This is a genomic window from Streptomyces venezuelae (genome assembly GCF_008642355.1).
In the GTDB taxonomy this organism is placed as follows: domain Bacteria; phylum Actinomycetota; class Actinomycetes; order Streptomycetales; family Streptomycetaceae; genus Streptomyces; species Streptomyces venezuelae_B.
This window is the reverse complement of the sequence record NZ_CP029193.1, coordinates 5,080,371-5,101,713: the sequence shown is the minus strand read 5'-3', so window position 1 is coordinate 5,101,713 and position 21,343 is coordinate 5,080,371. Positions and strand designations below refer to the sequence as shown.

Annotated in this window: 22 protein-coding genes; 15 read left to right on the top strand and 7 right to left on the bottom strand. The window is 72.0% G+C overall.

Features of this window, described 5'->3' with window-relative positions:
• Window positions 1-29: 29 nt before the first annotated feature.
• Complete coding sequence (locus DEJ47_RS23765; protein WP_223828470.1) at window positions 30-1,694, top strand: phospho-sugar mutase; 1,665 nt, start codon at window positions 30-32, stop codon at window positions 1,692-1,694.
• Window positions 1,695-1,848: 154 nt separating this feature from the next.
• Window positions 1,849-3,081 (top strand): glycosyltransferase family 39 protein, encoded by a 1,233-nt coding sequence (locus DEJ47_RS23760; RefSeq protein WP_190415524.1) that lies wholly within the window; start codon window positions 1,849-1,851, stop codon window positions 3,079-3,081.
• A 45-nt stretch (window positions 3,082-3,126) separates the two neighbouring features.
• Here DEJ47_RS23760 and DEJ47_RS23755 read toward each other — a convergent pair whose 3' ends face one another.
• The gene (locus DEJ47_RS23755; protein ID WP_150171428.1) at window positions 3,127-3,762 is read right to left on the bottom strand and encodes a PH domain-containing protein; all 636 of its coding nucleotides are present in this window, start codon (window positions 3,760-3,762) and stop codon (window positions 3,127-3,129) included.
• A 99-nt stretch (window positions 3,763-3,861) separates the two neighbouring features.
• Here DEJ47_RS23755 and deoC point away from each other — a divergent pair, with 99 nt between their 5' ends.
• From deoC to DEJ47_RS23740, 3 genes are read left to right on the top strand one after another with little or no spacing between them, the layout of a single operon-like run.
• A complete protein-coding gene (gene deoC, locus DEJ47_RS23750) occupies window positions 3,862-4,800 on the top strand; it encodes a deoxyribose-phosphate aldolase (RefSeq protein WP_150175822.1) in 939 nt (312 codons plus the stop codon).
• A 5-nt stretch (window positions 4,801-4,805) separates the two neighbouring features.
• Complete coding sequence (locus DEJ47_RS23745) at window positions 4,806-6,242, top strand: aldehyde dehydrogenase family protein (RefSeq protein WP_150171426.1); 1,437 nt, start codon at window positions 4,806-4,808, stop codon at window positions 6,240-6,242.
• Entirely contained in the window at window positions 6,235-7,122 is an 888-nt protein-coding gene (locus DEJ47_RS23740) for an aldehyde dehydrogenase family protein (protein ID WP_150171424.1), read from the top strand. Before DEJ47_RS23745 ends, DEJ47_RS23740 begins: the two co-directional genes overlap by 8 nt.
• Window positions 7,123-7,177: 55 nt before the next feature.
• Here DEJ47_RS23740 and DEJ47_RS23735 read toward each other — a convergent pair whose 3' ends face one another.
• On the bottom strand, window positions 7,178-7,918 hold the full coding sequence (locus DEJ47_RS23735) for a TetR/AcrR family transcriptional regulator (protein WP_150171422.1): 741 nt from the start codon (window positions 7,916-7,918) through the stop codon (window positions 7,178-7,180).
• Window positions 7,919-8,007: 89 nt separating this feature from the next.
• Here DEJ47_RS23735 and DEJ47_RS23730 point away from each other — a divergent pair, with 89 nt between their 5' ends.
• Both DEJ47_RS23730 and DEJ47_RS23725 read left to right on the top strand, forming a co-directional pair.
• The gene (locus DEJ47_RS23730) at window positions 8,008-8,613 is read left to right on the top strand and encodes an NADPH-dependent FMN reductase (RefSeq protein ID WP_150171420.1); all 606 of its coding nucleotides are present in this window, start codon (window positions 8,008-8,010) and stop codon (window positions 8,611-8,613) included.
• A gap of 29 nt (window positions 8,614-8,642) precedes the next feature.
• Window positions 8,643-10,205, top strand: a complete 1,563-nt coding sequence (locus DEJ47_RS23725; protein WP_150171418.1) for an MDR family MFS transporter — start codon at window positions 8,643-8,645, stop codon at window positions 10,203-10,205.
• Here the strand turns inward: DEJ47_RS23725 and DEJ47_RS23720 are convergent.
• The gene (locus tag DEJ47_RS23720) at window positions 10,202-10,588 is read right to left on the bottom strand and encodes a hypothetical protein (protein WP_150171416.1); all 387 of its coding nucleotides are present in this window, start codon (window positions 10,586-10,588) and stop codon (window positions 10,202-10,204) included. The genes DEJ47_RS23725 and DEJ47_RS23720 overlap by 4 nt on opposite strands.
• 204 nt (window positions 10,589-10,792) lie before the next feature.
• Between DEJ47_RS23720 and DEJ47_RS23715 the strand changes: the two genes are divergently transcribed.
• Window positions 10,793-11,434 (top strand): uridine kinase, encoded by a 642-nt coding sequence (locus DEJ47_RS23715; protein ID WP_150171414.1) that lies wholly within the window; start codon window positions 10,793-10,795, stop codon window positions 11,432-11,434.
• 181 nt (window positions 11,435-11,615) lie between these two features.
• Here the strand turns inward: DEJ47_RS23715 and DEJ47_RS23710 are convergent, their stop codons facing one another.
• Window positions 11,616-12,341 (bottom strand): SigE family RNA polymerase sigma factor, encoded by a 726-nt coding sequence (locus DEJ47_RS23710; protein WP_150171412.1) that lies wholly within the window; start codon window positions 12,339-12,341, stop codon window positions 11,616-11,618.
• Window positions 12,342-12,565: 224 nt separating this feature from the next.
• On the opposite strand from DEJ47_RS23710, the gene afsQ1 reads away from it, so the two are divergent.
• From afsQ1 to DEJ47_RS23685, 5 genes are all read left to right on the top strand, one after another.
• Window positions 12,566-13,243 (top strand): two-component system response regulator AfsQ1, encoded by a 678-nt coding sequence (afsQ1, locus tag DEJ47_RS23705; RefSeq protein WP_030779097.1) that lies wholly within the window; start codon window positions 12,566-12,568, stop codon window positions 13,241-13,243.
• Complete coding sequence (locus tag DEJ47_RS23700) at window positions 13,240-14,778, top strand: sensor histidine kinase (protein ID WP_150171410.1); 1,539 nt, start codon at window positions 13,240-13,242, stop codon at window positions 14,776-14,778. Before afsQ1 ends, DEJ47_RS23700 begins: the two co-directional genes overlap by 4 nt.
• Entirely contained in the window at window positions 14,775-15,374 is a 600-nt protein-coding gene (locus DEJ47_RS23695; RefSeq protein WP_150171408.1) for a hypothetical protein, read from the top strand. The genes DEJ47_RS23700 and DEJ47_RS23695 overlap by 4 nt, the downstream gene beginning before the upstream one ends.
• 52 nt (window positions 15,375-15,426) lie before the next feature.
• The gene (locus DEJ47_RS23690; RefSeq protein ID WP_398335429.1) at window positions 15,427-15,975 is read left to right on the top strand and encodes a VanZ family protein; all 549 of its coding nucleotides are present in this window, start codon (window positions 15,427-15,429) and stop codon (window positions 15,973-15,975) included.
• 91 nt (window positions 15,976-16,066) lie between these two features.
• On the top strand, window positions 16,067-16,267 hold the full coding sequence (locus DEJ47_RS23685) for a PspC domain-containing protein (RefSeq protein WP_150171404.1): 201 nt from the start codon (window positions 16,067-16,069) through the stop codon (window positions 16,265-16,267).
• 67 nt (window positions 16,268-16,334) lie between these two features.
• On the opposite strand, the gene DEJ47_RS23680 is transcribed toward DEJ47_RS23685, so the two are convergent.
• Window positions 16,335-16,661, bottom strand: coding sequence for an ATP-binding protein (locus DEJ47_RS23680; RefSeq protein ID WP_150171402.1), 327 nt, complete (start codon window positions 16,659-16,661; stop codon window positions 16,335-16,337).
• A 163-nt stretch (window positions 16,662-16,824) separates the two neighbouring features.
• Window positions 16,825-17,994: an adenosine deaminase gene (locus DEJ47_RS23675; protein ID WP_150171400.1), complete on the bottom strand. Its 1,170-nt coding sequence runs from the start codon at window positions 17,992-17,994 to the stop codon at window positions 16,825-16,827.
• Between the two features lie 102 nt (window positions 17,995-18,096).
• Here DEJ47_RS23675 and DEJ47_RS23670 point away from each other — a divergent pair, with 102 nt between their 5' ends.
• Complete coding sequence (locus tag DEJ47_RS23670; protein WP_150171398.1) at window positions 18,097-18,861, top strand: alpha/beta fold hydrolase; 765 nt, start codon at window positions 18,097-18,099, stop codon at window positions 18,859-18,861.
• 46 nt (window positions 18,862-18,907) lie between these two features.
• On the opposite strand, the gene DEJ47_RS23665 is transcribed toward DEJ47_RS23670, so the two are convergent.
• Window positions 18,908-19,879: a LysR family transcriptional regulator gene (locus tag DEJ47_RS23665; RefSeq protein ID WP_150171396.1), complete on the bottom strand. Its 972-nt coding sequence runs from the start codon at window positions 19,877-19,879 to the stop codon at window positions 18,908-18,910.
• 63 nt (window positions 19,880-19,942) lie between these two features.
• Between DEJ47_RS23665 and DEJ47_RS23660 the strand changes: the two genes are divergently transcribed.
• The gene (locus DEJ47_RS23660; RefSeq protein WP_150171394.1) at window positions 19,943-21,232 is read left to right on the top strand and encodes an MFS transporter; all 1,290 of its coding nucleotides are present in this window, start codon (window positions 19,943-19,945) and stop codon (window positions 21,230-21,232) included.
• The last annotated feature ends 111 nt before the right edge of the window (window positions 21,233-21,343 follow it).

Sequence of the window (21,343 nt, the reverse complement as noted above, 5' to 3'; positions counted from 1 at the left end):
CGCCCCCGCCAGGAAAGGTTGAAGCCCCCGTGCAGGACGACACCCCCGCCACCGCAGAGCTCATCGCGCAGGCCCGGTCCTGGCTCGCCGAGGACCCGGACCCGGAGACCCGCGAAGAGCTCGGCAAGCTCATCGACGCCGAAGACGTCAACGAGCTCAGGACCCGCTTCGCCGGCACCCTCCAGTTCGGCACCGCCGGCCTCCGCGGTGAACTCGGCGCAGGCCCCATGCGCATGAACCGCTCCGTGGTGATCCGCGCCGCCGCCGGCCTCGCCGCGTACCTGAAGGGCAAGGGCCGGGCCGACGGCCTCGTGGTCATCGGCTACGACGCCCGCCACAAGTCCGCCGACTTCGCCCGCGACACCGCCGCCGTGATGACCGGCGCGGGCCTCCGCGCCGCCGTCCTGCCCCGCCCCCTCCCCACCCCCGTCCTCGCCTTCGCCATAAGGCACCTGGGCGCCGTGGCGGGCGTGGAGGTCACGGCCAGCCACAACCCGCCGCGCGACAACGGCTACAAGGTCTACCTCGGCGACGGCTCCCAGATCGTCCCGCCCGCCGACGCGGAGATCGCCGCGGAGATCGACGCCGTCGCGAGCCTCCACGACGTACCCCGCCCCGACTCCGGCTGGGAGACCCTCGACGAGGCCGTCCTGGAGGCCTACCTGGCCCGCACGGACGCCGTCCTGTCCCCCGGCTCCCCCCGCACCGCCCGCGCCGTCTACACGGCCATGCACGGCGTCGGCAAGGACACCCTGCTCGCCGCGTTCGCCCGCGCGGGATTCCCCGCGCCCGCACTCGTCGCCGAGCAGGCCGAGCCGGACCCGGACTTCCCGACGGTCGCGTTCCCGAACCCGGAGGAGCCGGGCGCGATGGACCTGGCCTTCGCGACGGCTGCCCGCACCACCCCCGCCCCCGACCTGGTCATCGCCAACGACCCGGACGCGGACCGCTGCGCGGCGGCGGTCAAGACGGGCCCCGGCGACGCGGACTGGCGGATGCTCCGCGGCGACGAGGTGGGCGCCCTCCTCGCCGCCCACCTGGTCAAGCGCGGAGCGCACGGCACCTTCGCCGAGTCGATCGTCTCCTCCTCCCTCCTCGGCCGTATCGCCGAACACGCGGGCCTCCCCTACGAGGAGACCCTCACCGGCTTCAAGTGGATCGCCCGCGTCGACGGCCTCCGCTACGGCTACGAGGAGGCGCTCGGCTACTGCGTCGACCCCGAGGGCGTACGCGACAAGGACGGCATCACCGCGGCGCTCCTGCTCGCGGAACTCGCGTCCGAGCTGAAGGAGGAGGGCCGCACGTTCCTCGACCTCCTCGACGACCTCGCCCTGGAGCACGGTCTGCACGCCACCGACCAGCTGTCGGTCCGCGTCGAGGACCTGTCTCTGATCGCGGACGCGATGCGCCGCCTGCGCGAGCAGCCGCCGACGGAGCTCGCGGGTCTGCCCGTGTCGAAGGCGGAGGACCTGACGCGCGGCACGGAGACGCTGCCGCCCACCGACGGCCTGCGCTACACGCTCGACGGCGCCCGCGTCATCGTCCGCCCGAGCGGCACCGAGCCGAAGCTCAAGTGCTACCTCGAAGTGGTCGTGCCGGTGGCGGACAGGGCCGCGCTGCCCGAGGCCCGCACCCGCGCGACAGACCTGCTCGCAGCGATCAAGCGCGACCTCTCCGCGGCGGCGGGCATCTGACTCGACCCACCGCAACCACCCGCGCCACCCCGGCCGCCCCGGCCACCCGTCCGAGTGGTTCCACGACGCGACTGCCGCAGTGACCCGGTGCGCTGCCGGTCTTCCCAGGAAGGGACGACCGGTAGCGCACTTTCACGTTCCGGGAGCCGCCGCAGTGCCGTACGGATTCTCCGAGCCCTCGACCGCCGCCCCCACCCGCGTCCCCGCGCCCGCGTCCAGGCCCCCGCACGGCACCGCGCCCACGCCGCCGTGCCTGAGGGCCCGCACCGCCGCCGCCCTCCGCCACGCCTGGCCCGCCCTCGCCGCGTACACGGCCGTCCGCGCGCTCGGCCTCCTGGTGTTCACCGTGTGGGCCCACCGCGACCGCCGGAGCGTACGGCACCTGCTCATGGAGTCGTGGGACTGCGACTGGTACCTGAAGATCGCCCAGAACGGTTACGCCCACGAGCTCGGCACCCGCATCGACGGCAACAACCTCGCCTTCTTCCCGCTCTACCCGCTGCTCGTCAGGGCGGGCGACGCCCTCGTGCCGTGGCTGCCGCGGGGCGCCGCGGGCCTCTCGGTGTCGGTGGGCGCCTCGGTGCTCGCCGCGTGGGGGATCTTCGCGGTGGGCGACCGGCTGTACGGCCGCAGGGCCGGGGTCGTCCTGGCCGTGCTCTGGGGCAGCCTGCCCGTGGCGCTCGTGCAGTGGATGGGCTACACGGAGTCCCTGTTCACGGCGCTGTGCGCGTGGTCGCTGTACGCGGTCCTCAGCGGTCGATGGCTGTGGGCGGGCTCCCTCGCCGCACTGGCGGGTCTCACCCGGCCCACGGGCGTGGCGGTGGCCGCGGCGGTCTCCCTGAGCGCCCTGCTCACCCTGCCCCGCCCATCCGACGCCCGCACACCCCGCCCCGTCCGCCCGCTCATCGGCGCCCTCATCGCCCCCCTCGGCTGGCTCGCGTACGTCGGCTGGGTGGGCCTGCGCCTCGGCCGCTGGGACGGGTACTTCGCCGTACAGAAGCTGTGGCGCAACGAGTGGGACGGCGGCGTCGCGACGTGGCGGCGGATGCGGGACCTGTTCGTCACCGAGCGGCCCGCGCTGTTCGTGGCGATGGTGACGGTCGTCCTGCTGGGCGCCGTCGTGCTGTTCGTGCTCTCGGTCGGCGACCGACAGCCGCTGCCCCTGCTGATCTTCAGCGGTCTGCTGCTCGTGATCGTGCTCGGCAGCAGCGGCGTCTACTTCCCCCGGGCCCGCTTCCTGCTGCCCGGCTTCCCGCTGCTGCTGCCGGTCGCCGCGGCGCTGGCGCGCGCGAGGGCACACGTACTCGTGACGGTGCTGACCGCGGCGGCGCTCACGTCGGCGGTGTGCGGCGGCCACATGCTCCTGGGCTGGCACGGCCCACCGTGACCGGGCCCGGCGCGGACGCCCGGCACCACGGCAACCGACCGCGCCTCAGGTCACCGCGAGCAGCACCGCGAGGAGCACCGCCCCCGCCGCGCACGGCGCCACGATCTCGTACGCCCAGCGCACCACCGGCTCGCCCTGCGCGGACTCCTCCTGGGCGCGCCGTTCGGCGAGTTCGCGGAGCTCGTCCATGGAGAGGTCGCCCGGCGCGCGGGTGGGCGGCGCGTGGGGGTCGAGGAAGGGACGGCCGCCCGTCGGGTCGCCCGCCGCGGCGGCCTGCGACTTCCTGCGCGCCGCCCGCTTGCGGCCGCGCAGCGAGACGGGGATCGCCCAGAGCTGGTACTTGGCGCCGTCGTTGGTGAGGACCTCGTTGGAGTAGCCGGAGCGGAGCGACGCGACGGACGCCCACGGCAGCGTGATGGTGCGGAAGGGGTTGCGGATCCGGAGCCGGTCGTCGTTGGCGTACACGACGGGCCGTACCGTGAAGGCGACGACAAGGGGCACCGCGAGGAGCAGCCCGGCGAGCGCGAGCCACGGGGTGCGGCCCTCGCCGCGGATCACCGCGTCGACGCCGAGCCAGGCGCCGAGGGCGAGCAGCAGGACGCCGCCGGCGATGCCGGCCGGGGACCGGAAGGTGCGGTCCTTGTAGGCGGGCTCCGCCACGGGGTCTCGAGGGTCGCTCATACCCTGATTCTGCCTGAAGCCGGTGCGGGCGCCCCGGGGCCTCCCCCCGTACTCCCCCTGTACAGCAGCTACGCGCGTAGATATGCTCCCCTCGTGACCATGCCCACTGCATTCGCTGACGTGACAGCGTCCGACAGCACGCTCCGCCGCTTCCTTCACGGGCTGCCCGGCGTCGACGCGGTCGGCCTGGAGGCGCGTGCCGCCTCGCTCGGTACCCGTTCGATCAAGACCACGGCGAAGGCGTACGCCATCGACCTGGCCATTTCGATGATCGACCTGACCACGCTGGAGGGCGCCGACACCCCGGGCAAGGTCCGGGCGCTCGGCGCGAAGGCCGTGAACCCGGACCCGACCGACCGCGGGACCCCCCGCACCGCGGCCGTCTGCGTCTATCCGGACATGGTCGCCACCGCCAAGGAGGCCGTCGGGAACAGCGGCGTGAAGGTCGCGTCCGTCGCGACCGCCTTCCCCGCGGGCCGCGCGGCGATCGAGGTGAAGCTGGGCGACGTGCGCGAGGCCGTCGCGGCGGGCGCCGACGAGATCGACATGGTCATCGACCGGGGCGCGTTCCTGTCGGGTGACTACATGACGGTGTTCGAGCAGATCCGCGCCGTGAAGGAGGCCTGCGGCACCGCCCGCCTGAAGGTCATCTTCGAGACCGGTGAGCTCTCGACGTACGACAACATCAAGCGCGCCAGCTGGATCGGCATGATCGCGGGCGCCGACTTCATCAAGACCTCGACCGGCAAGGTCGGCGTCAACGCCACCCCGGCCAACACCCTGCTCATGCTGGAGGCCGTCCGCGACTTCCGTGCGCAGACCGGGGTGCAGATCGGTGTGAAGCCCGCGGGCGGCATCCGGTCGACCAAGGACGCGGTGAAGTTCCTCGTGCTGGTGAACGAGACGGCCGGTCCCGACTGGCTGGACAACCACTGGTTCCGCTTCGGTGCCTCTTCGCTCCTCAACGACCTGCTCATGCAGCGTCAGAAGCTGGCCACCGGCCGCTACTCCGGCCCCGACTACGTGACGGTGGACTGATCACCATGACTTCCCCCTTCGAGTACGCTCCGGCGCCCGAGTCGCGCTCCGTCGTCGACATCGCGCCGAGCTACGGCCTGTTCATCGACGGCGAGTTCACCGAGGCCGCCGACGGCAAGGTCTTCAAGACGGTCTCCCCGTCCACCGAAGAGGTCCTCTCCGAGGTCGCGCAGGCCTCCTCCGAGGACGTCGACCGCGCGGTGAAGGCCGCCCGCAAGGCCTTCGAGAAGTGGTCGGCGCTGCCGGGCGCCGAGCGCGCCAAGTACCTCTTCCGCATCGCCCGGATCATCCAGGAGCGCAGCCGCGAGCTGGCCGTCCTGGAGACCCTCGACAACGGCAAGCCCATCAAGGAGACGCGCGACGCCGACCTCCCCCTGGTCGCCGCGCACTTCTTCTACTACGCGGGCTGGGCCGACAAGCTCGACCACGCGGGGTACGGCCCGAACCCGGCACCCCTGGGTGTCGCGGGCCAGGTCATCCCGTGGAACTTCCCGCTCCTGATGCTGGCCTGGAAGATCGCCCCGGCGCTCGCGACCGGCAACACGGTCGTCCTGAAGCCCGCCGAGACGACCCCGCTGAGCGCCCTGTTCTTCGCGGACATCTGCCGCCAGGCGGGCCTGCCCAAGGGCGTCGTCAACATCCTTCCCGGATACGGCGACGCGGGCGCGGCCCTGACCGCCCACCCGGACGTGAACAAGGTCGCCTTCACCGGCTCGACCGCCGTCGGCAAGGCCATCGCGCGCCAGGTCGCGGGCACCGACAAGAAGGTCACGCTCGAACTGGGCGGCAAGGGCGCGAACATCGTCTTCGACGACGCGCCCATCGACCAGGCCGTCGAGGGCATCGTCACCGGCATCTTCTTCAACCAGGGCCAGGTCTGCTGCGCGGGCTCGCGTCTCCTCGTGCAGGAGTCGGTCCAGGACGAGGTGCTCGACGCCCTGAAGCGCCGCCTGTCCACACTCCGCCTCGGCGACCCGCTGGACAAGAACACCGACATCGGCGCCATCAACTCCGCCGAGCAGCTCGCCCGCATCACCGCCCTCGCCGACACCGGCGAGGCGGAGGGCGCGGAGCGCTGGTCCGCCCCGTGCGAACTGCCCTCGTCCGGCTACTGGTTCGCGCCGACGCTCTTCACCAACGTCACGCAGGCGCACACCGTCGCCCGCGACGAGATCTTCGGCCCGGTGCTCTCGGTGCTGACCTTCCGTACGCCGGAAGAGGCCGTCGCCAAGGCCAACAACACCCAGTACGGCCTCTCCGCCGGCATCTGGACGGAGAAGGGCTCCCGCATCCTCGCGGTCGCCGACCGCCTGCGCGCGGGCGTCATCTGGGCCAACACGTTCAACAAGTTCGACCCGACCTCGCCCTTCGGCGGCTACAAGGAATCGGGTTACGGCCGCGAGGGCGGTCGTCACGGCCTGGAGGCGTACCTCGATGTCTGACCGTTTGAGCGTCTTCAAGACCTACAAGCTGTACGTGGGCGGTAAGTTCCCGCGTTCCGAGAGCGGCCGGGTGTACGAGGTGACGGACTCGAAGGACAACTGGCTGGCCAACGCCCCGCTCTCGTCCCGCAAGGACGCGCGTGACGCGGTCGTCGCCGCGCGCAAGGCGCAGGCCGGCTGGGCAGGCAGGACGGCCTACCTGCGCGGTCAGATCCTCTACCGCGTCGCGGAGATGCTGGAGGGCCGCAAGGAGCAGTTCGTCCGCGAGGTCGCCGAGGCGGAGGGCCTGTCCAAGTCGAAGGCCGCCGCTGTGGTGGACGCGGCGATCGACCGCTGGGTCTGGTACGCGGGCTGGACCGACAAGGTCGCCCAGATCGTGGGCGGCGGCAACCCCGTCGCGGGCCCCTTCTTCAACCTCTCCTCGCCGGAGCCGACGGGCGTGGTGACGGTCGTCGCCCCGCGGCAGTCGTCGTTCCTCGGCCTGGTCTCGGTGATCGCCCCCGTGATCGCGACGGGCAACACGGCCGTGGTGATCGCGAGCGAGGACTCCCCGCTTCCCGCGCTCTCCCTCGGCGAGGTGCTCGCCACCTCCGACCTGCCCGGCGGCGTCGTGAACATCCTGTCGGGCCGTACGGCGGAGATCGCCCCGTCGCTCGCCGCGCACCAGGACGTGAACGCGATCGACCTCGCGGGCGTCGAGGACGCCGTCCTGGCCAAGGAGCTCGAGGCCGCCGCGGCGGACAACCTCAAGCGCGTCGTCCGTCCACAGCCTGTGGACTGGTCGGCCGACCCCGGCACGCACCGCCTGACGGCCTTCCTGGAGACCAAGACGGTCTGGCACCCCACGGGGTCGCTGGGCGCGTCCGGCTCGGCGTACTAGCCACTCCCCGCACCACGGAGCCCCGGCCCCCTCCGTCCAGGAGGCCGGGGCTCCGTCACGCCCGCGATTCCAGGCCGAGCCGGACCGCGATGCCGTCCAGGACGCAGTCGAGGCCCGTCTCGAACTGCCAGTCGGCGTCGTCCTTGCGGCCCGCACCGAGTGCGTAGCGCCGGTAGGCCGGGTAGCGGCCGGTGCCCATCAGGTACATCATCTGCGGCGCGAGTCCGGCGCGCGCCTCTTCACCACTGGTCCAGTTGTTGTCCTGCATGTACTGGCGCAGCGCCACCTCCGACTGGCTGACGCCGTGCACGTACGCACCGACGGTGCGGAACGCCGTCATGATCGTGTCGGAGTCCAGGCCGTGGTTCTCCAGCGCCGCCAGCTGCCGGTCGGCCAAGGCCATCCGGTTCGGCGTCAGGGCGAAGTGCGGCGTGGGGAGCTGGGCGAGCCAGGGGTGCGCCAGCATCAGGTGGCGGCTCCCGACGGCGTACGCGCGCAGCACCTCGCGCCAGCCGGTCACGTCCTCGGGGACGACGACCTCGGCGGTGACCCGGTCGACCATCAGCGCGTACAGATCGTCCTTGCCGGAGACATGGCGGTACGCGGCCATGGGGGCCACGCCCAGCTCGGCGGCGAGGCGGCGCATGGTGACCGCCGCGAAGCCCTCGGCGTCGGCGACCTTCACCGCGACCTCCGCGATCTTCTGCGGCGTCAGCGCGGTCCGCTGCGCGGCTGTCGGGCGCTCCAGGCGTTCCCAGAGCGTGATCTCGGGCTCGGCCTTCTTCTGTGCTGCCATGCGTACACCGTATCCCTTGTAGACGCCGTACACATCGGTGTGTACGTTGTACGCGAACGATACGCCGTACACATCCCCGGGGGACCCCCATGACCGCATCCACTTCCCGCCCCGCCGCGCTCCGCGTCGCGATCCTCGTCGGCAGCACCCGCGAGGGCCGCTTCGCACCCGTCGTCACCCGCTGGATCAAGGGCCACCTCGACCAGCGCGAGGACATGGACGTCGACGTCATCGACCTCGCCGAGACCCCGCTCCCCTCGGTCCTGCCCGCCTTCGGAGCGCCGCCCGAACCCGCCACCGCCGAGGCCCTCGCGCTGGTCAGCCCGCGCCTGGCGGCGGCCGACGCCTTCGTCTTCATCACGCCGGAGTACAACCACAGCTACCCGGCGTCCCTGAAGAACGCCATCGACTGGCACAACGAGCAGTGGCACGCCAAGCCGATCGGCTTCGTCTCCTACGGCGGCCTCTCCGGCGGCCTCCGCGCGGTCGAGCACCTCCGGGTCGTGATGGCCGAGCTGAACGCCGCGACGATCCGCAACACCGTCAGCCTGCACAACGCCTGGGGCTCCTTCGACGAGGAGCACGGGATCACGGAGCCGGCGAGTGACGCCGCGGTCAAGACCATGCTCGACCAGCTCGCGTGGTGGGCGCTCGCGCTGCGCGACGCGAAGGCCGTGCGCCCGTACGCCGCCTGACGCACCGTCGACCGACCCGCGAGGACGCCATGAACCAGCGCACGGAGCCCACCGCACCCACCACCGCCCAGGAGACGTCCCCCGCACCGCCCGAAACCCCGGACCCGCCCTCCCGGCTCGCCGTCCTCGGCCTGCTGCTCGGCATCATCCTGGCGACGCTCGACGGCACCATCGTCGGCACCGCCCTCCCGACGATCGTCGGCGACCTCGGCGGGCTCGGACACTTCTCCTGGGTCGTGACGGCCTACCTGCTCACCGCCGCCGTCTCCACCCCCATCTGGGGCAAGATCGGCGACCTGTACGGCCGCAAGGGCAGCTATCTGACCTCGATCACGGTCTTCCTCGTCGGCTCCGTGCTCTGCGGACTCGCGCAGAACATGGAGCAGTTGATCGCTTTCCGCGCCCTCCAGGGGCTCGGCGCGGGCGGCCTCTTCGTCGGCGCGATGTCCCTCATGGGGACGCTCCTGACACCCGCGCAGGCGGGCCGCTCGCAGTCCATGATCGGTGTCATGCTGCCCGTCGCGATGATCGGCGGGCCGCTCCTCGGCGGCTTCCTCACCGACCACCTCGACTGGCGCTGGGTCTTCTACGTCAACGTGCCCGTCGGCGCGGTCGCGCTCCTGCTCGTCGGCCTCCTCGTCCGGCTGCGCGGCGAGCGCAGCACCGCCCGGATCGACTGCGCGGGCGCCGCTCTCCTGACGGCGGGCATCCTGGCGCTGACGCTGCTCGGCACCTGGGGCGGCACGACGTACGACTGGCTGTCGCCGCAGATCGGCGGTCTCGCACTGCTCGCCGCGGCCTCGCTCGCCGCCTTCGCCCGCGTGGAGCGGCGCGCGCCCGAGCCGGTCGTCCCGCCCCGCCTGTTCCGCGACCGCAACTTCACGCTCGCGCAGGTCCTGACCTTCCTGGCGGGCGCGGCGATGATGGGGGCGGCCAGCTACCTGCCGCAGTACATGCAGTTCGTCCGCGGCATGTCGTCGACGGAGAGCGGCCTGCTGCTGCTCCCCCTGATGCTGGGCATGATGGGCGCCCAGCTGTACATCGGCCGGGCGGTCGGCAAGGGCGGCGGATACCGGGCGTATCCGATCGCGGGCGGCGCCGTCGCCACAGTGGGCGCCCTGGCGCTCCTGACGGTGGACGTGGGCACCGCAACCGCCGTGCCCTCCGCCCTGACGTTCGTCCTCGGCGCGGGCCTCGGCTGCCTGATGCAGCCCTCACTCCTGATCACCATGAACAGCGCGGAGCTCCGCGACATGGGCGCGGCCAGCGGCACCAACGCGCTGCTGCGCACCATCGGCGGCTCGCTCGGCGTCGCGGTCCTCGGCTCTGTCTACACCGGCCGCCTGACCGACACCCTCACGGAGCACCTGGGCCGGAACGGCGACCGCCTCGCGGGCGGCGAACTGACCCCCGCACTCCTGAACGACCTCCCCGAACCGGCACGGGACGCCTTCCGGGCCGGGGTCACCGGCGGCCTGCACGGCGTCATGACCGGCACAGCCGTCCTCTGCGTACTCGCGCTCGCGACGGCATGGCTGATCCGCGAAGTACCGCTGCGCACCGAGCGGGAACCCGCGGTGCCCGCCGATTAGCTCGGCAGCAGCTTGGTCACCCCGCCCACCACCGGCAGGTCGGCCAGGGAGCCACCCGAGGTCAGCGGTCCTGTGACGAAGCCCGTGTCGACCGGCTTGAAGTCCGCGACCTGCGTACCGAGCGTGTTGTCGAGGGGGTCGGCGCTCGTGTTGGCCAGCGGGTCCAGCTGCAGGTCCTTGACCGGCCCGAGCCCGCCCGCGGCCGATTGATGCACTGCCGTCGAAAGCCCCTGAAACGGCGAGGCCGAGGGCCCCGGCTCCACCGCACCGGCACTCGCCGCGCCCCCCACCCCGAGCGCCGCCCCCGCCGTCACGGTGAGCCCCGCCCGCAGCAGAGCGCGCGAACCGGTCCGGGGGAGCTTCTTCACTGCGTGTCGTGCCATGGGTTCCGCTCACATCCGTGCGTCGTCGGGTGGTCCGATTCTGTAATCATGCGAGCACGTAGCGTAGTTGAAGGGGGCCACCGGAACCAAAGGCCGACTCGCGGGGCACCCCCTTCCCGGCGCCTCGGTTGATAATGGCTCCCGTCCACACGGACGCGCCGTGTCGGGAGATGCGGTCCACTCCGGCTGCAAAGGCTCAGAGAATTGGGTTCCCATCCCCCGATACCGACCCGCGTCGTGCTGCTGACGGGCCCCTCCGGCTCGGGGAAGTCGTCGTTCGCCGCCCGCTCGGGACTGCCCGTGCTGTGTCTGGACGACTTCTACAAGGAAGCCGGCGACCCCACGCTGCCGCTCGTGCCGGGCAGTTCGGACATCGACTGGGACTCCCCGGACTCCTGGGACGCCGACGTGGCGGTCGCCGCGATCGAGGAGCTGTGCCGGACGGGACGCACGAACGTACCGGTGTACGACATCTCCGTCAGCGCACGCGTCGGGCAGGAGGCCCTGGACATCGAGCGCACGCCGCTCTTCGTCGCCGAGGGCATCTTCGCGGCGGACATCGTGGAGCGGTGCCGGGAGCTCGGCGTGCTGGCCGACGCGATCTGTCTGCGGGGGCGGCCCTCGACGACGTTCCGGCGGCGGCTGCTGCGGGACCTGCGGGAGGGCCGCAAGTCCGTGCCGTTCCTGCTGCGGCGCGGCTGGCGGCTCATGCGGGAGGAGCGCGCCATCGTGGCGCGGCAGACCGCGCTGGGCGCTCACCCCTGTGCGAAGGACGAGGCGTTGGGACGGGTCGCCGCGGCGGCGGCCGGCCGGTGCGTGAAGGCGCGGGCGCAGGCCTCCACGTAGAACGACCGGAGCGGCCGGAGCAGCCCATGCGGCCGGAGCGGTCCCGGAAAAGCAGAGGGACCGGAAAGACCCCCCTGGCCTTCCGGTCCTCCACTTGTTTCCCCCGTGGGGTCCCCCGTGCATCCGTCGCAACCCCCCGGAGCGACGGCCCCCGTACTCCCCCCGTGTTTCCCCCGGCCCCTCAGGCGACCAACTCGCCGAAGGACTCCTCCTCGTCACGGCCGAAGCTGAGGACCTCGTCCTCGCGCAGCCGGCGGAGCGACCGCCAGATGCTGGACTTCACCGTGCCGACGCTGATGTCGAGGATGTCCGCGATCTCGGGGTCCGTACGGCCCTCGTAGTAGCGGAGCACGAGCATCGTGCGCTGCAGTTCGGGGAGGCGGGCCAGGGCCTGCCAGAGAACCGCGCGCAGCTCCGTGCCGCGCATCGCGTCCGTGTCGCCCACCGTCTCCGGCAGTTCCTCGGTCGGGTACTCGTTCAGCTTGCGGCGGCGCCACGCGCTGATGTGCAGATTGGTCATGGTGCGGCGGAGGTAGCCCCCGACCGCGGCCTTGTCGCTGATCCGGTCCCAGGCCCGGTACGTCGAGAAGAGGGCGCTCTGCAGCAGGTCCTCGGCCTCGAACCGGTCGCCGGTCAGGTGGTAGGCGGTTGCGTACAGGGAGGCGCGTCGTTCCTGTACGTAGGCGGTGAACTCCGCCTCCGACAGGGACTTCCGCTCCCCCGAGCCCTCCCCGTACGCGGCTCCCCCGTGAGCCCTGTCAACCACCGTCATGAACCCGGTGTGCTGACGCCCGGTGCCGCGAGCGCACCCCCGCCCGCTCACGGCACCGGACTTCTCAGACCCCCGTCCGACGTCGTGGAGACGCGTGACAACTGCGCTCGAGCTGGTGCTGTGCAGCGTATTCATCTTGCGCCCCCCGTCGGTGGAGTCCGGCTTCTTCCGTGTGACCAGAACTCTGCCGCAGTGACTTCATGGCGGTGTCCGTCGACTGTCACAGGCCTGTCACAGGGGCCGGGGAGGCCTTCCACCTGTGAAGGTCACGTGTGGGTGCGGGCATTCACCTGCCCATTACGAGCCCGGGGAGCCTCCGGCAGTCGAACTGGGCCGTGGCATGGGACAGAATGACGTCCGTGCCTTCCCTGTTGCTGATCGAGGACGACGACGCCATCCGGACGGCCCTGGAGCTTTCGCTGACGCGCCAGGGGCACCGGGTGGCCACCGCTGCCACCGGCGAGGACGGTCTGAAGCTGCTCGGCGAGCAGCGGCCCGACCTGATCGTGCTGGATGTGATGCTGCCGGGCATCGACGGCTTCGAGGTGTGCCGTCGCATCCGGCGCACCGACCAGCTGCCGATCATCCTGCTGACCGCGCGCAGCGACGACATCGACGTGGTCGTCGGTCTGGAGTCAGGCGCCGACGACTACGTGGTCAAGCCCGTGCAGGGGCGGGTCCTCGACGCCCGGATCCGTGCCGTGCTGCGGCGCGGTGAGCGCGAGGCGAACGACGCGGCGACGTTCGGTTCGCTGGTCATCGACCGGGCCGCGATGACGGTCACGAAGAACGGCGAGGACCTGCAGCTCACGCCCACCGAGCTGAGGCTGCTCCTGGAGCTGAGCCGCAGGCCGGGGCAGGCCCTGTCGCGGCAGCAGTTGCTGCGTCTGGTGTGGGAGCACGACTACCTCGGCGACTCGCGGCTCGTCGACGCGTGCGTGCAGCGGCTGCGCGCCAAGGTCGAGGACGTGCCCTCGTCGCCGACCCTGATCCGTACGGTGCGCGGCGTCGGATACCGGCTGGACACGCCTCAGTGACCAAACCGCACGACAAGCTCCGCGGCTGGGCCGCGGCGCGCAAGGCGATACTGGCGGGTCTGCGTTTCACGAGTCTGCGGCTCCGGCTCGTCGTGGTGTTCGGGCTCGTGGCGCTCACGGCGGCGGTCTCCGCGTCCGGCATCGCGTACTGGCTCAACCGTGAGGCGGTCCTGACGCGCGCGCAGGACGCGGCGCTGAAGGACTTCAGGCAGCAGATGCAGAACCGTGCGGGCGCGCTGCCCGCCGACGTCTCGCAGGCCGAACTGCAGGCGACCGCCGAGCAGATGGCGAACAGCAGCCAGCGCTACAGCGTGCTCCTGGTCGCCGAGAAGAAGGGCGGCGGACAGCTCGTCGGCTACTCCGACCTGGACGCCTTCACGCTCGCCAAGGTGCCGGCCTCGCTGCAGCAGGCGGTGAACAAGAAGCAGCCGCTGACGTCGGGCAACAAGAGCCCGTACCACCTGTACTGGCAGCGGACCGCCGACCACGGCACCCCGCATCTGGTGGGCGGCGCCAAGGTGATCGGCGGCGGCCCGACCGGTTACATGTTCAAGTCCCTGGAGCCGGAGGCGAAGGACCTCAGTTCGCTGGGCTGGTCCCTGGCCATCGCGACGGGGCTCGCGCTGATCGGCTCGGCGCTGCTCGCGCAGGCCGCCGCGACGACCGTGCTGAAGCCCGTGCACCGGCTGGGTGTCGCGGCGCGGCGGCTCGGCGAGGGGAAGCTGGACACGCGGCTGCGGGTGTCGGGGACCGATGAGCTCGCGGACCTGTCCCGTACGTTCAACAGGACCGCGGAGAACCTGGAGAAGAAGGTCGCCGACATGAGCGCCCGCGACGAGGCGTCCCGGCGCTTCGTCGCCGACATGTCGCACGAGCTGCGCACCCCGCTGACCGCGATCACCGCCGTGACGGAGGTCCTCGAGGAGGAGCTCGACGCGGAGACGGGGTCCGTGGACCCGATGATCGAGCCGGCCGTACGCCTCGTGGTGAGCGAGACCCGCCGCCTGAACGACCTCGTGGAGAACCTCATGGAGGTCACCCGCTTCGACGCGGGGACCGCGCGCCTCGTCCTGGACGACGTGGACATCGCCGACCAGATCACGGCGTGCATCGACGCGCGTGCCTGGCTGGACGCGGTCGAGCTGGACGCCGAGCGCGGCATCATGGTCCGACTCGACCCGCGCCGCCTGGACGTGATCCTGGCGAACCTCATCGGCAACGCCCTCAAGCACGGCGGCTCCCCGGTGAACGTGTCGGTCCGCCTGGAGGACGCGCAGCTGGTCATCGCCGTGCGCGACCACGGTCCCGGTATCCCCGAGGACGTGCTGCCGCATGTCTTCGACCGGTTCTACAAGGCGTCCGCGTCCCGGCCGCGGTCCGAGGGCAGTGGCCTCGGGCTCTCCATCGCGCTGGAGAACGCGCACATCCACGGCGGCGAGATCACCGCCGCCAACTCGCCGGAGGGCGGCGCGGTCTTCACGCTGTGGCTGCCGCGCGACGGCGGGGACGCCGCCGCGGAAGGGGGCCAGGCGTGAACGGGCGCCGTCTACGTGCCGTGGCCGCCGTCGTGGGGCTCGCCGGTGTGCTCGCCGGGTGCGGGATCAGGACGACCGAGGTTCCGACGGACTACGGCGCGGCGCCGTCGCGGGTGCCGTGTGTGACGTCGGGCTCCACCCTCGCGTCGCAGTCCGGCAGCGGGGTTCCGGTGGAGGTCTTCCTGGTGTGCGCGTCGCAGCTGGTGAACGTCGACCGCAACGTCCAGCTGCCCACGGACAAGGCGACCACCGACCGGGTGCGCATCGCGCAGGCCCTCCTCGACGAGCTGGCGAAGGCCCCCTCGGACGAGGAGAAGCAGGCGGGCTTCGCCACGGACGTGCGCGGCGGCACCGGCGCCTCCGGGCCGCGCAAGGGCGACCCCGCCGACGCGCTGCGGCTGAGCACTCCGCCGGAGAACCTGTCGACGTTCGCGCTCGCGCAGATCGTGTGCACGCTGGCCGACAACGCGTCGTCGGACGGCGGCACGGTGGTCATGGGAGGCCCGGGAAACAGCCCCCTGCGGCGGTACGAGTGCACTCCGGAGGTGCGGTCCCGCCCGGGGACCGAGGCTCCGCCCGTGCAAACCGTCGAGTAACCGTCGTCGGGTACGCGGAACCGATCCTGCCGCCCCGGGCGTCTTGGGGGGCGTGCGTCAAGGCTCGGGCGGCCACAGTGCCGCCATCCGCTTCCGTGCGGCGGGGGGACTCCTCCTCGTCGCACATCTTCTGCTCGTCGGGTGGATCACGCTGCGCCCGCTGGACGTCCCCTGGGTGAGCGCCGCGAACGTGGAGCCGCTCGCCGGTATCAAGGCGGATCTGGCGCTGGGCGGTGTGCAGGCGGCCCGCCGGATCGGCGAGAGCGTGCTGCTGCTCGCCCCGCTGGGTGTGCTGCTTCCGCTGGCCGGCGGCCGGCTCGAGGTCTCGCCGTGGGGTTCGCTGGTGCGCACGGTCGCCGCCGGGGCGATGCTGTCGCTCGGCATCGAGCTGCTGCAGACCGGGGTGCCCGGTCAGGTCGTCGACATCGACTCGCTGCTCCTGAACACCTTCGGGGTGGCCGTCGCGCATGTCGCCGTCGTGCCCGCGGCCAGGGCCCGGCTCCGTCGCGGTGGTGACGGGAGGCCCCGGGTGCCCCTTCCCCGGGAGGACACGTCTCAGGGTCCGACCCCGACGATTCCCAGGGTCGGTATCGCACCGTAGAGCGATGCTTTGACCTGGTTCGTGAACGTACTGTCGTCGTATCGGGGTACACGGAGACTCCCCGCACCTACGGTTCACGAAGGAGCCCGACATGGCCGCCCTTGCCCGCCCCACCCACGGCCGGATGATCGGCGGAGTGTGCGCAGCTCTCGCCAAGCGCTTCGGCACGTCCGCGACGACGATGCGCGTGATCTTCGTGGTCTCGTGCCTGCTGCCCGGCCCGCAGTTCCTGCTCTACATCGCGATGTGGATCCTGCTGCCCTCGGAGAGCAAGGCGCGCCAGGCCTGGTGATCGCGGTACGACGATGGGGCGCCCCTCCGGGGAGGGGCGCCCCATCGGGCGTTCGGACGGGGTCCGGTCAGCCGAGCGGCAGGCCGTTGAGGCCGGTGCCGCCGGTGGGCAGGCCGCCGAGCAGACCGGAGACCGGGGAGGTGGGGCCGCCCGGCTTGGGGCTCGTGGCGTTGCCGAGGACGGGCTCGGCGGCGTTCAGGCCGCTGCCGAGGGCGTTCTGCCCGGCGGCGAGGGACTGGGTGGCGCCGGCGGCGGGGACCACGGAGGAGACGGGGCCGAGTGCGGCCGCGGGGTCGGCGACGGCGGGGGCGGCGTTCGCGGCACCGGCGCCCGCGGCGGCGAATGCGGCGCCGAGAGCGGCGACACCGAGGGACTTGGCGGCAGACTGCTTCATCTTCAATGCGTCCTTGCGTCTTTGCTTACGGATGTGGGGAGGGGGGTTTGAGCGGTTCAACGACCGTAAGCAGTCCCAATCACGGGGCGGGCGCAAAAAGGAAAGCGGCCGGGGTGTGCGCACCCCGGCCGCTCACGCGTCGTGCGACGCGGACGTGAATCCGTCAGCTCCCGACAGAAGCGCTGGTCGAGACGGTCTGGCGGAACAGCCATTCGGACTTCAGCTCGGCATAGCCGGGCTTGATCACGTCATTGATCATGGCCAGTCGTTCATCGAAAGGAATGAATGCTGATTTCATCGCATTGACCGTGAACCACTGCATGTCGTCGAGCGAGTAGCCGAACGTGCCGACCAGGTGCTCGAATTCGCGGCTCATGCTGGTGCCGGACATCAGACGGTTGTCGGTGTTCACCGTCGCACGGAAGTGCAGCTTGCGCAGCAGCCCGATGGGGTGTTCCGCGTAGGAAGTGGCGGCACCCGTCTGCAGGTTCGAGGTGGGGCAGAGCTCCAGCGGGATGCGCTTGTCCCGTACGTACGACGCGAGGCGGCCGAGACGGACGGTGCCGTCGTCGGCGATCTCGATGTCGTCGATGATGCGTACGCCGTGGCCGAGGCGGTCGGCGCCGCACCACTGCAGGGCCTGCCAGATCGACGGCAGGCCGAAGGCCTCGCCCGCGTGGATCGTGAAGTGGTTGTTCTCGCGCTTCAGGAACTCGAAGGCGTCGAGGTGGCGGGTGGGAGGGAACCCGGCCTCGGCGCCCGCGATGTCGAAGCCGACGACGCCCGCGTCGCGGTAGCGGTTGGCGAGTTCGGCGATCTCCAGGGCGCGGGCGGCGTGCCGCATCGCGGTGAGGAGGGCGCCGACGCGGATGCGGTGGCCGTTCTCCTTCGCGCGCCGCTCGCCCTCGCGGAAGCCGTCGTTGACGGCCTCGACGACCTCTTCGAGGGTGAGGCCCTGCTCCAGGTGCTGCTCGGGGGCGTACCGGATCTCGGCGTAGACGACACCGTCCTCGGCGAGGTCCTCGGCGCACTCGGCGGCCACGCGCTTGAGTGCGTCCTTCGTCTGCATCACCGCGCAGGTGTGGGCGAAGGTCTCCAGGTACCGCTCCAGGGAGCCGGAGTCGGCCGCCTCGCGGAACCAGATCCCGAGCTTGTCGGGGTCGGTCTCGGGCAGTCCCTCGTACCCGTTCTCGCGGGCGAGGTCGACGACCGTGCCGGGGCGCAGGCCGCCGTCGAGGTGGTCGTGGAGGAGCACCTTCGGGGCGCGGCGGATCTGCTCGGCGCTGGGCTTCTCACGGTCCGTGTGACCGGTCGTGTGTGTCTGGCTCGTCATTTCGGCATGCTAGCGCCTACGCGCGTAGAACTCACTGGTCGATACGTAACAGTGACCCTGCGGAAGGGTGGCGTACACCATCACTTCTGACACTGTTCTGTCATGGCACAGGAAGGGACCGCGGGGCCGGCGGGCGCGGCCAGGCTCGGGCGGGCGATCGGGACGGCGCCTTCGGCGGTCGGCGGAGTGGTGCTTCTGCTCCCCGGCGGCGCGGAGACCTCCAGCCGCAGGCCGTCGCCGCTTGCCGGGGCCGGGGTGCGTGCGCTGGGCCGCAGACTGGCGCAGGACGGCCGCGAGGCGGGGCTCGTCACACACGTCGTGCACTACCGCTGCCGGGGGTGGAACGGCGCGCAGGCGGAGCTGGCCCGCGACACGAACTGGGCCGCCGACGAAATCGTACGTCTCTACGGCGACGTCCCCGTCTGTCTCGCCGGAGTGGACATGGGCGGCCGGGCGGCCCTCCGCGCGGGCGGGCACGCGGCGGTCAATTCCGTGCTCGCGATGGCGCCTTGGCTGCCCGAGGACGATGTGGCGGCGCCGCCCGAGCCGGTGAAGCAGCTCGCGGGGCGTCGGGTGCTCATCGTGCACGGCACCAACGACGAACGGACCGATCCCGAGCTGTCGTTCCGGTTCGCCGAGCGGGCGAAGAAGGCGAACCGGGACGTGTGCCGGTTCGAGGTGCACTCGGACGGGCACCGGCTGCAGCAGCATCAGGCCGAAGTCCTCGCGCTCGCCTCGGACTTCGTGATGGGGACGCTGTTCGGGGCGGACTTCGCCCGCCCCTTGGAGGACGCGCTGGCGGCTCCGCCGCCGCTGGGGCTGCGGATGCCTCTTGCCTCCGGCTTCGGGCGGTCGCTGCGGAGGTGACCCCGCGACGGGGTGCTGTCGATCACCGGCTCCGCCGAGTTCGTCCTCAGTCGCCGGACGGGCTCATCCCCGCCAGCAGTCTCCCCTTCCTGCTGAGCAGGAACTCCTTGAACGCCGCCACCGGTGGCGTGTCCGGGTGGCCGTCCAGCCAGGCCACGCCGATCTCGCGCACCGCCCGCTGGCCCGTCACCGTCAGCTCCACCACTCCGGGACGCGGCACCGCGGGCGGCGGCAGCAGGGCCACGCCCAGGCCCGCCGCGACCAGGCCGCGCAGCGTCTCCGCCTCCTCGCCCTCGAAGGCGACGCGGGGCTTGAAGCCCGCTTCGCGGCAGAGGTCGTCCGTGATGCGGCGCAGGCCGTACCCGGGCTCCAGGGTCACGAACGCCTCCTCCGCGGTCTCGGCGAGACGGACCCGCTTGCGGGACGCGAGGCGGTGGTCGTCGGGGACGACCAGGCGCAGGCGCTGCTCGTCGAGGCGGCGGGCGACCAGGTCGGGGGCGTCGGGCACGGGTGAGGTGAGGCAGAGGTCGAGCTCGCCCGCGCGCAGCCGCTCCAGCATCGCCTCGCCGTAGTTCTGGACGAGGCTGAAACGGATGCGCGGATGATCGGCGCGGAAGGCGCGGATGAGGCCGGGGACCGTCTCCGAGCCCATGGTGTGCAGGAAGCCGAAGGCGACCTTGCCGGAGGCCGGGTCGGCGTCGGCGCGCACCGACTCGGCGGCGCGCTCCACCTCGCCGAGGGCCCGCTCGACCGAGCCGAGGAACGTGCGGCCCGCCGGGGTGAGCGAGACCGTGCGGCCGCGGCGCGCGAACAGGTCGACGCCGAGGTCCCGTTCGAGGCGGACCAGGGCGCGGGACAGCGTCGACTGGGGGATGCGCATCTGCTCGGCGGCGCGCGTGACGTGCTCGGTGCGGGCGACGCCCGCGAAGTACGCGAGGCGTGGCGCGAGCAGCGTCACGATGTCCTCCACGTCACTGTCGTGTGACACGCGCGGCTGTGACCTCCGCTGATGCTGCATGGGAACGATTATGGGGTTTCCATGCATTGGACGCATCAAAAAAGCAGCCGTACGTTTCTGGACATGCCTGCTGCCAGTAGCGGGGCGTCCGTCACCCATGCGGTCGCCCCTGCCCCGTCGTCCCCCGCCGCCGATACCCGACTGACTCCGGGCGGGCCCGGCTACCGCCGGATGAGCTTCGCGCTCTTCCTCGCCGGCGTCGCCACCTTCGCCCTCCTCTACTCCACGCAGGCCCTCCTCCCCCTCGTCTCCGCCGACTTCGGCGTCAGCGCGAGCACGGCGAGCTGGACGGTGTCGGGGGCCACGGGCGCACTGGCCCTGTTCGTCCTGCCGCTGAGCGCGCTCAGCGAGCGCTACGGGCGGCGCGCGATGATGACCGCCTCGCTGACCGTCGCCGTCGCCGTCGGGCTGCTCGTGCCCTTCGCGCCCTCGGTCGAGGTGCTGATCGCGCTGCGGGCCGTGCAGGGCGCCGCCCTCGCCGGGCTTCCCGCGTCCGCGATGGCGTTCCTCGCCGAGGAGGTGCGGCCCAAGGCGCTGGTCGCCGCGATCGGCCTGTTCGTGGCGGGCAACTCCATCGGCGGGATGAGCGGGCGCATCGTCACGGGCTGGGTCGCGCAGGCGTGGGGCTGGCGCGCGGCCGTCGGAGTGATCGGCGTCGTCGCGGTGCTGTGCGCGGTCGCGTTCCGCGTACTGCTGCCCGCGCCCCGGCACTTCGCCCCGGGACCGCTCAGCCCCAAGTCGCTGGCGCGCACGGTGCGCACGCACCTGTCGAACCCGCTCCTGTGCAGGCTGTACGCGATCGGGGCGCTGTTCATGACCGTGTTCGGCGCGGTCTACACGGTGATCGGATACCGCCTCACCGAGGCGCCCTTCTCGCTGCCGCAGGGCGTCATCGGCTCGATCTTCCTGGTCTACCTCGTCGGCACGGTCTCGTCGGCCGCCGCGGGTCGGCTCGTGGCACGCCTCGGGCGGCGCGGCGCCCTGTACCTGGCGGTGGGCACGACGGCGGGCGGCCTGCTGCTCTCCCTCTCCCCCTCGCTCGTCCTGGTGCTGCTCGGGCTCGTGCTGATCACCGCCGGGTTCTTCGCGGGGCACGCGGTCGCGTCCTCGTCGGTGAGCCGGACGGCGACGACCGGACGCGCGCAGGCGTCCGCGCTCTACCAGTCCGCGTACTACCTGGGCTCCAGCGCGGGCGGCACGCTCGGCGCGGTCGCCTTCCACGCGGGCGGCTGGGCCGGGACGGTCGGGCTCGGCCTGCTCGCGGTGCTCGGCGTCGTGTCGGTCACCGTGTGGGGGTCGCACGCGGCACGGGTGCAGGAGCGGCGCGCGTTCGTCGCGGCACGGTCCTGCTGATCCTCTGTGGCTTCTCCTGATTCACCTGCGGGTTTTCCCACTCGGGGGGCCGTTGTCAGTGGGCTGCGGTAGCTTCCGATGTGTTGGGCCTCACGTAGGGCTCTCTCGCAG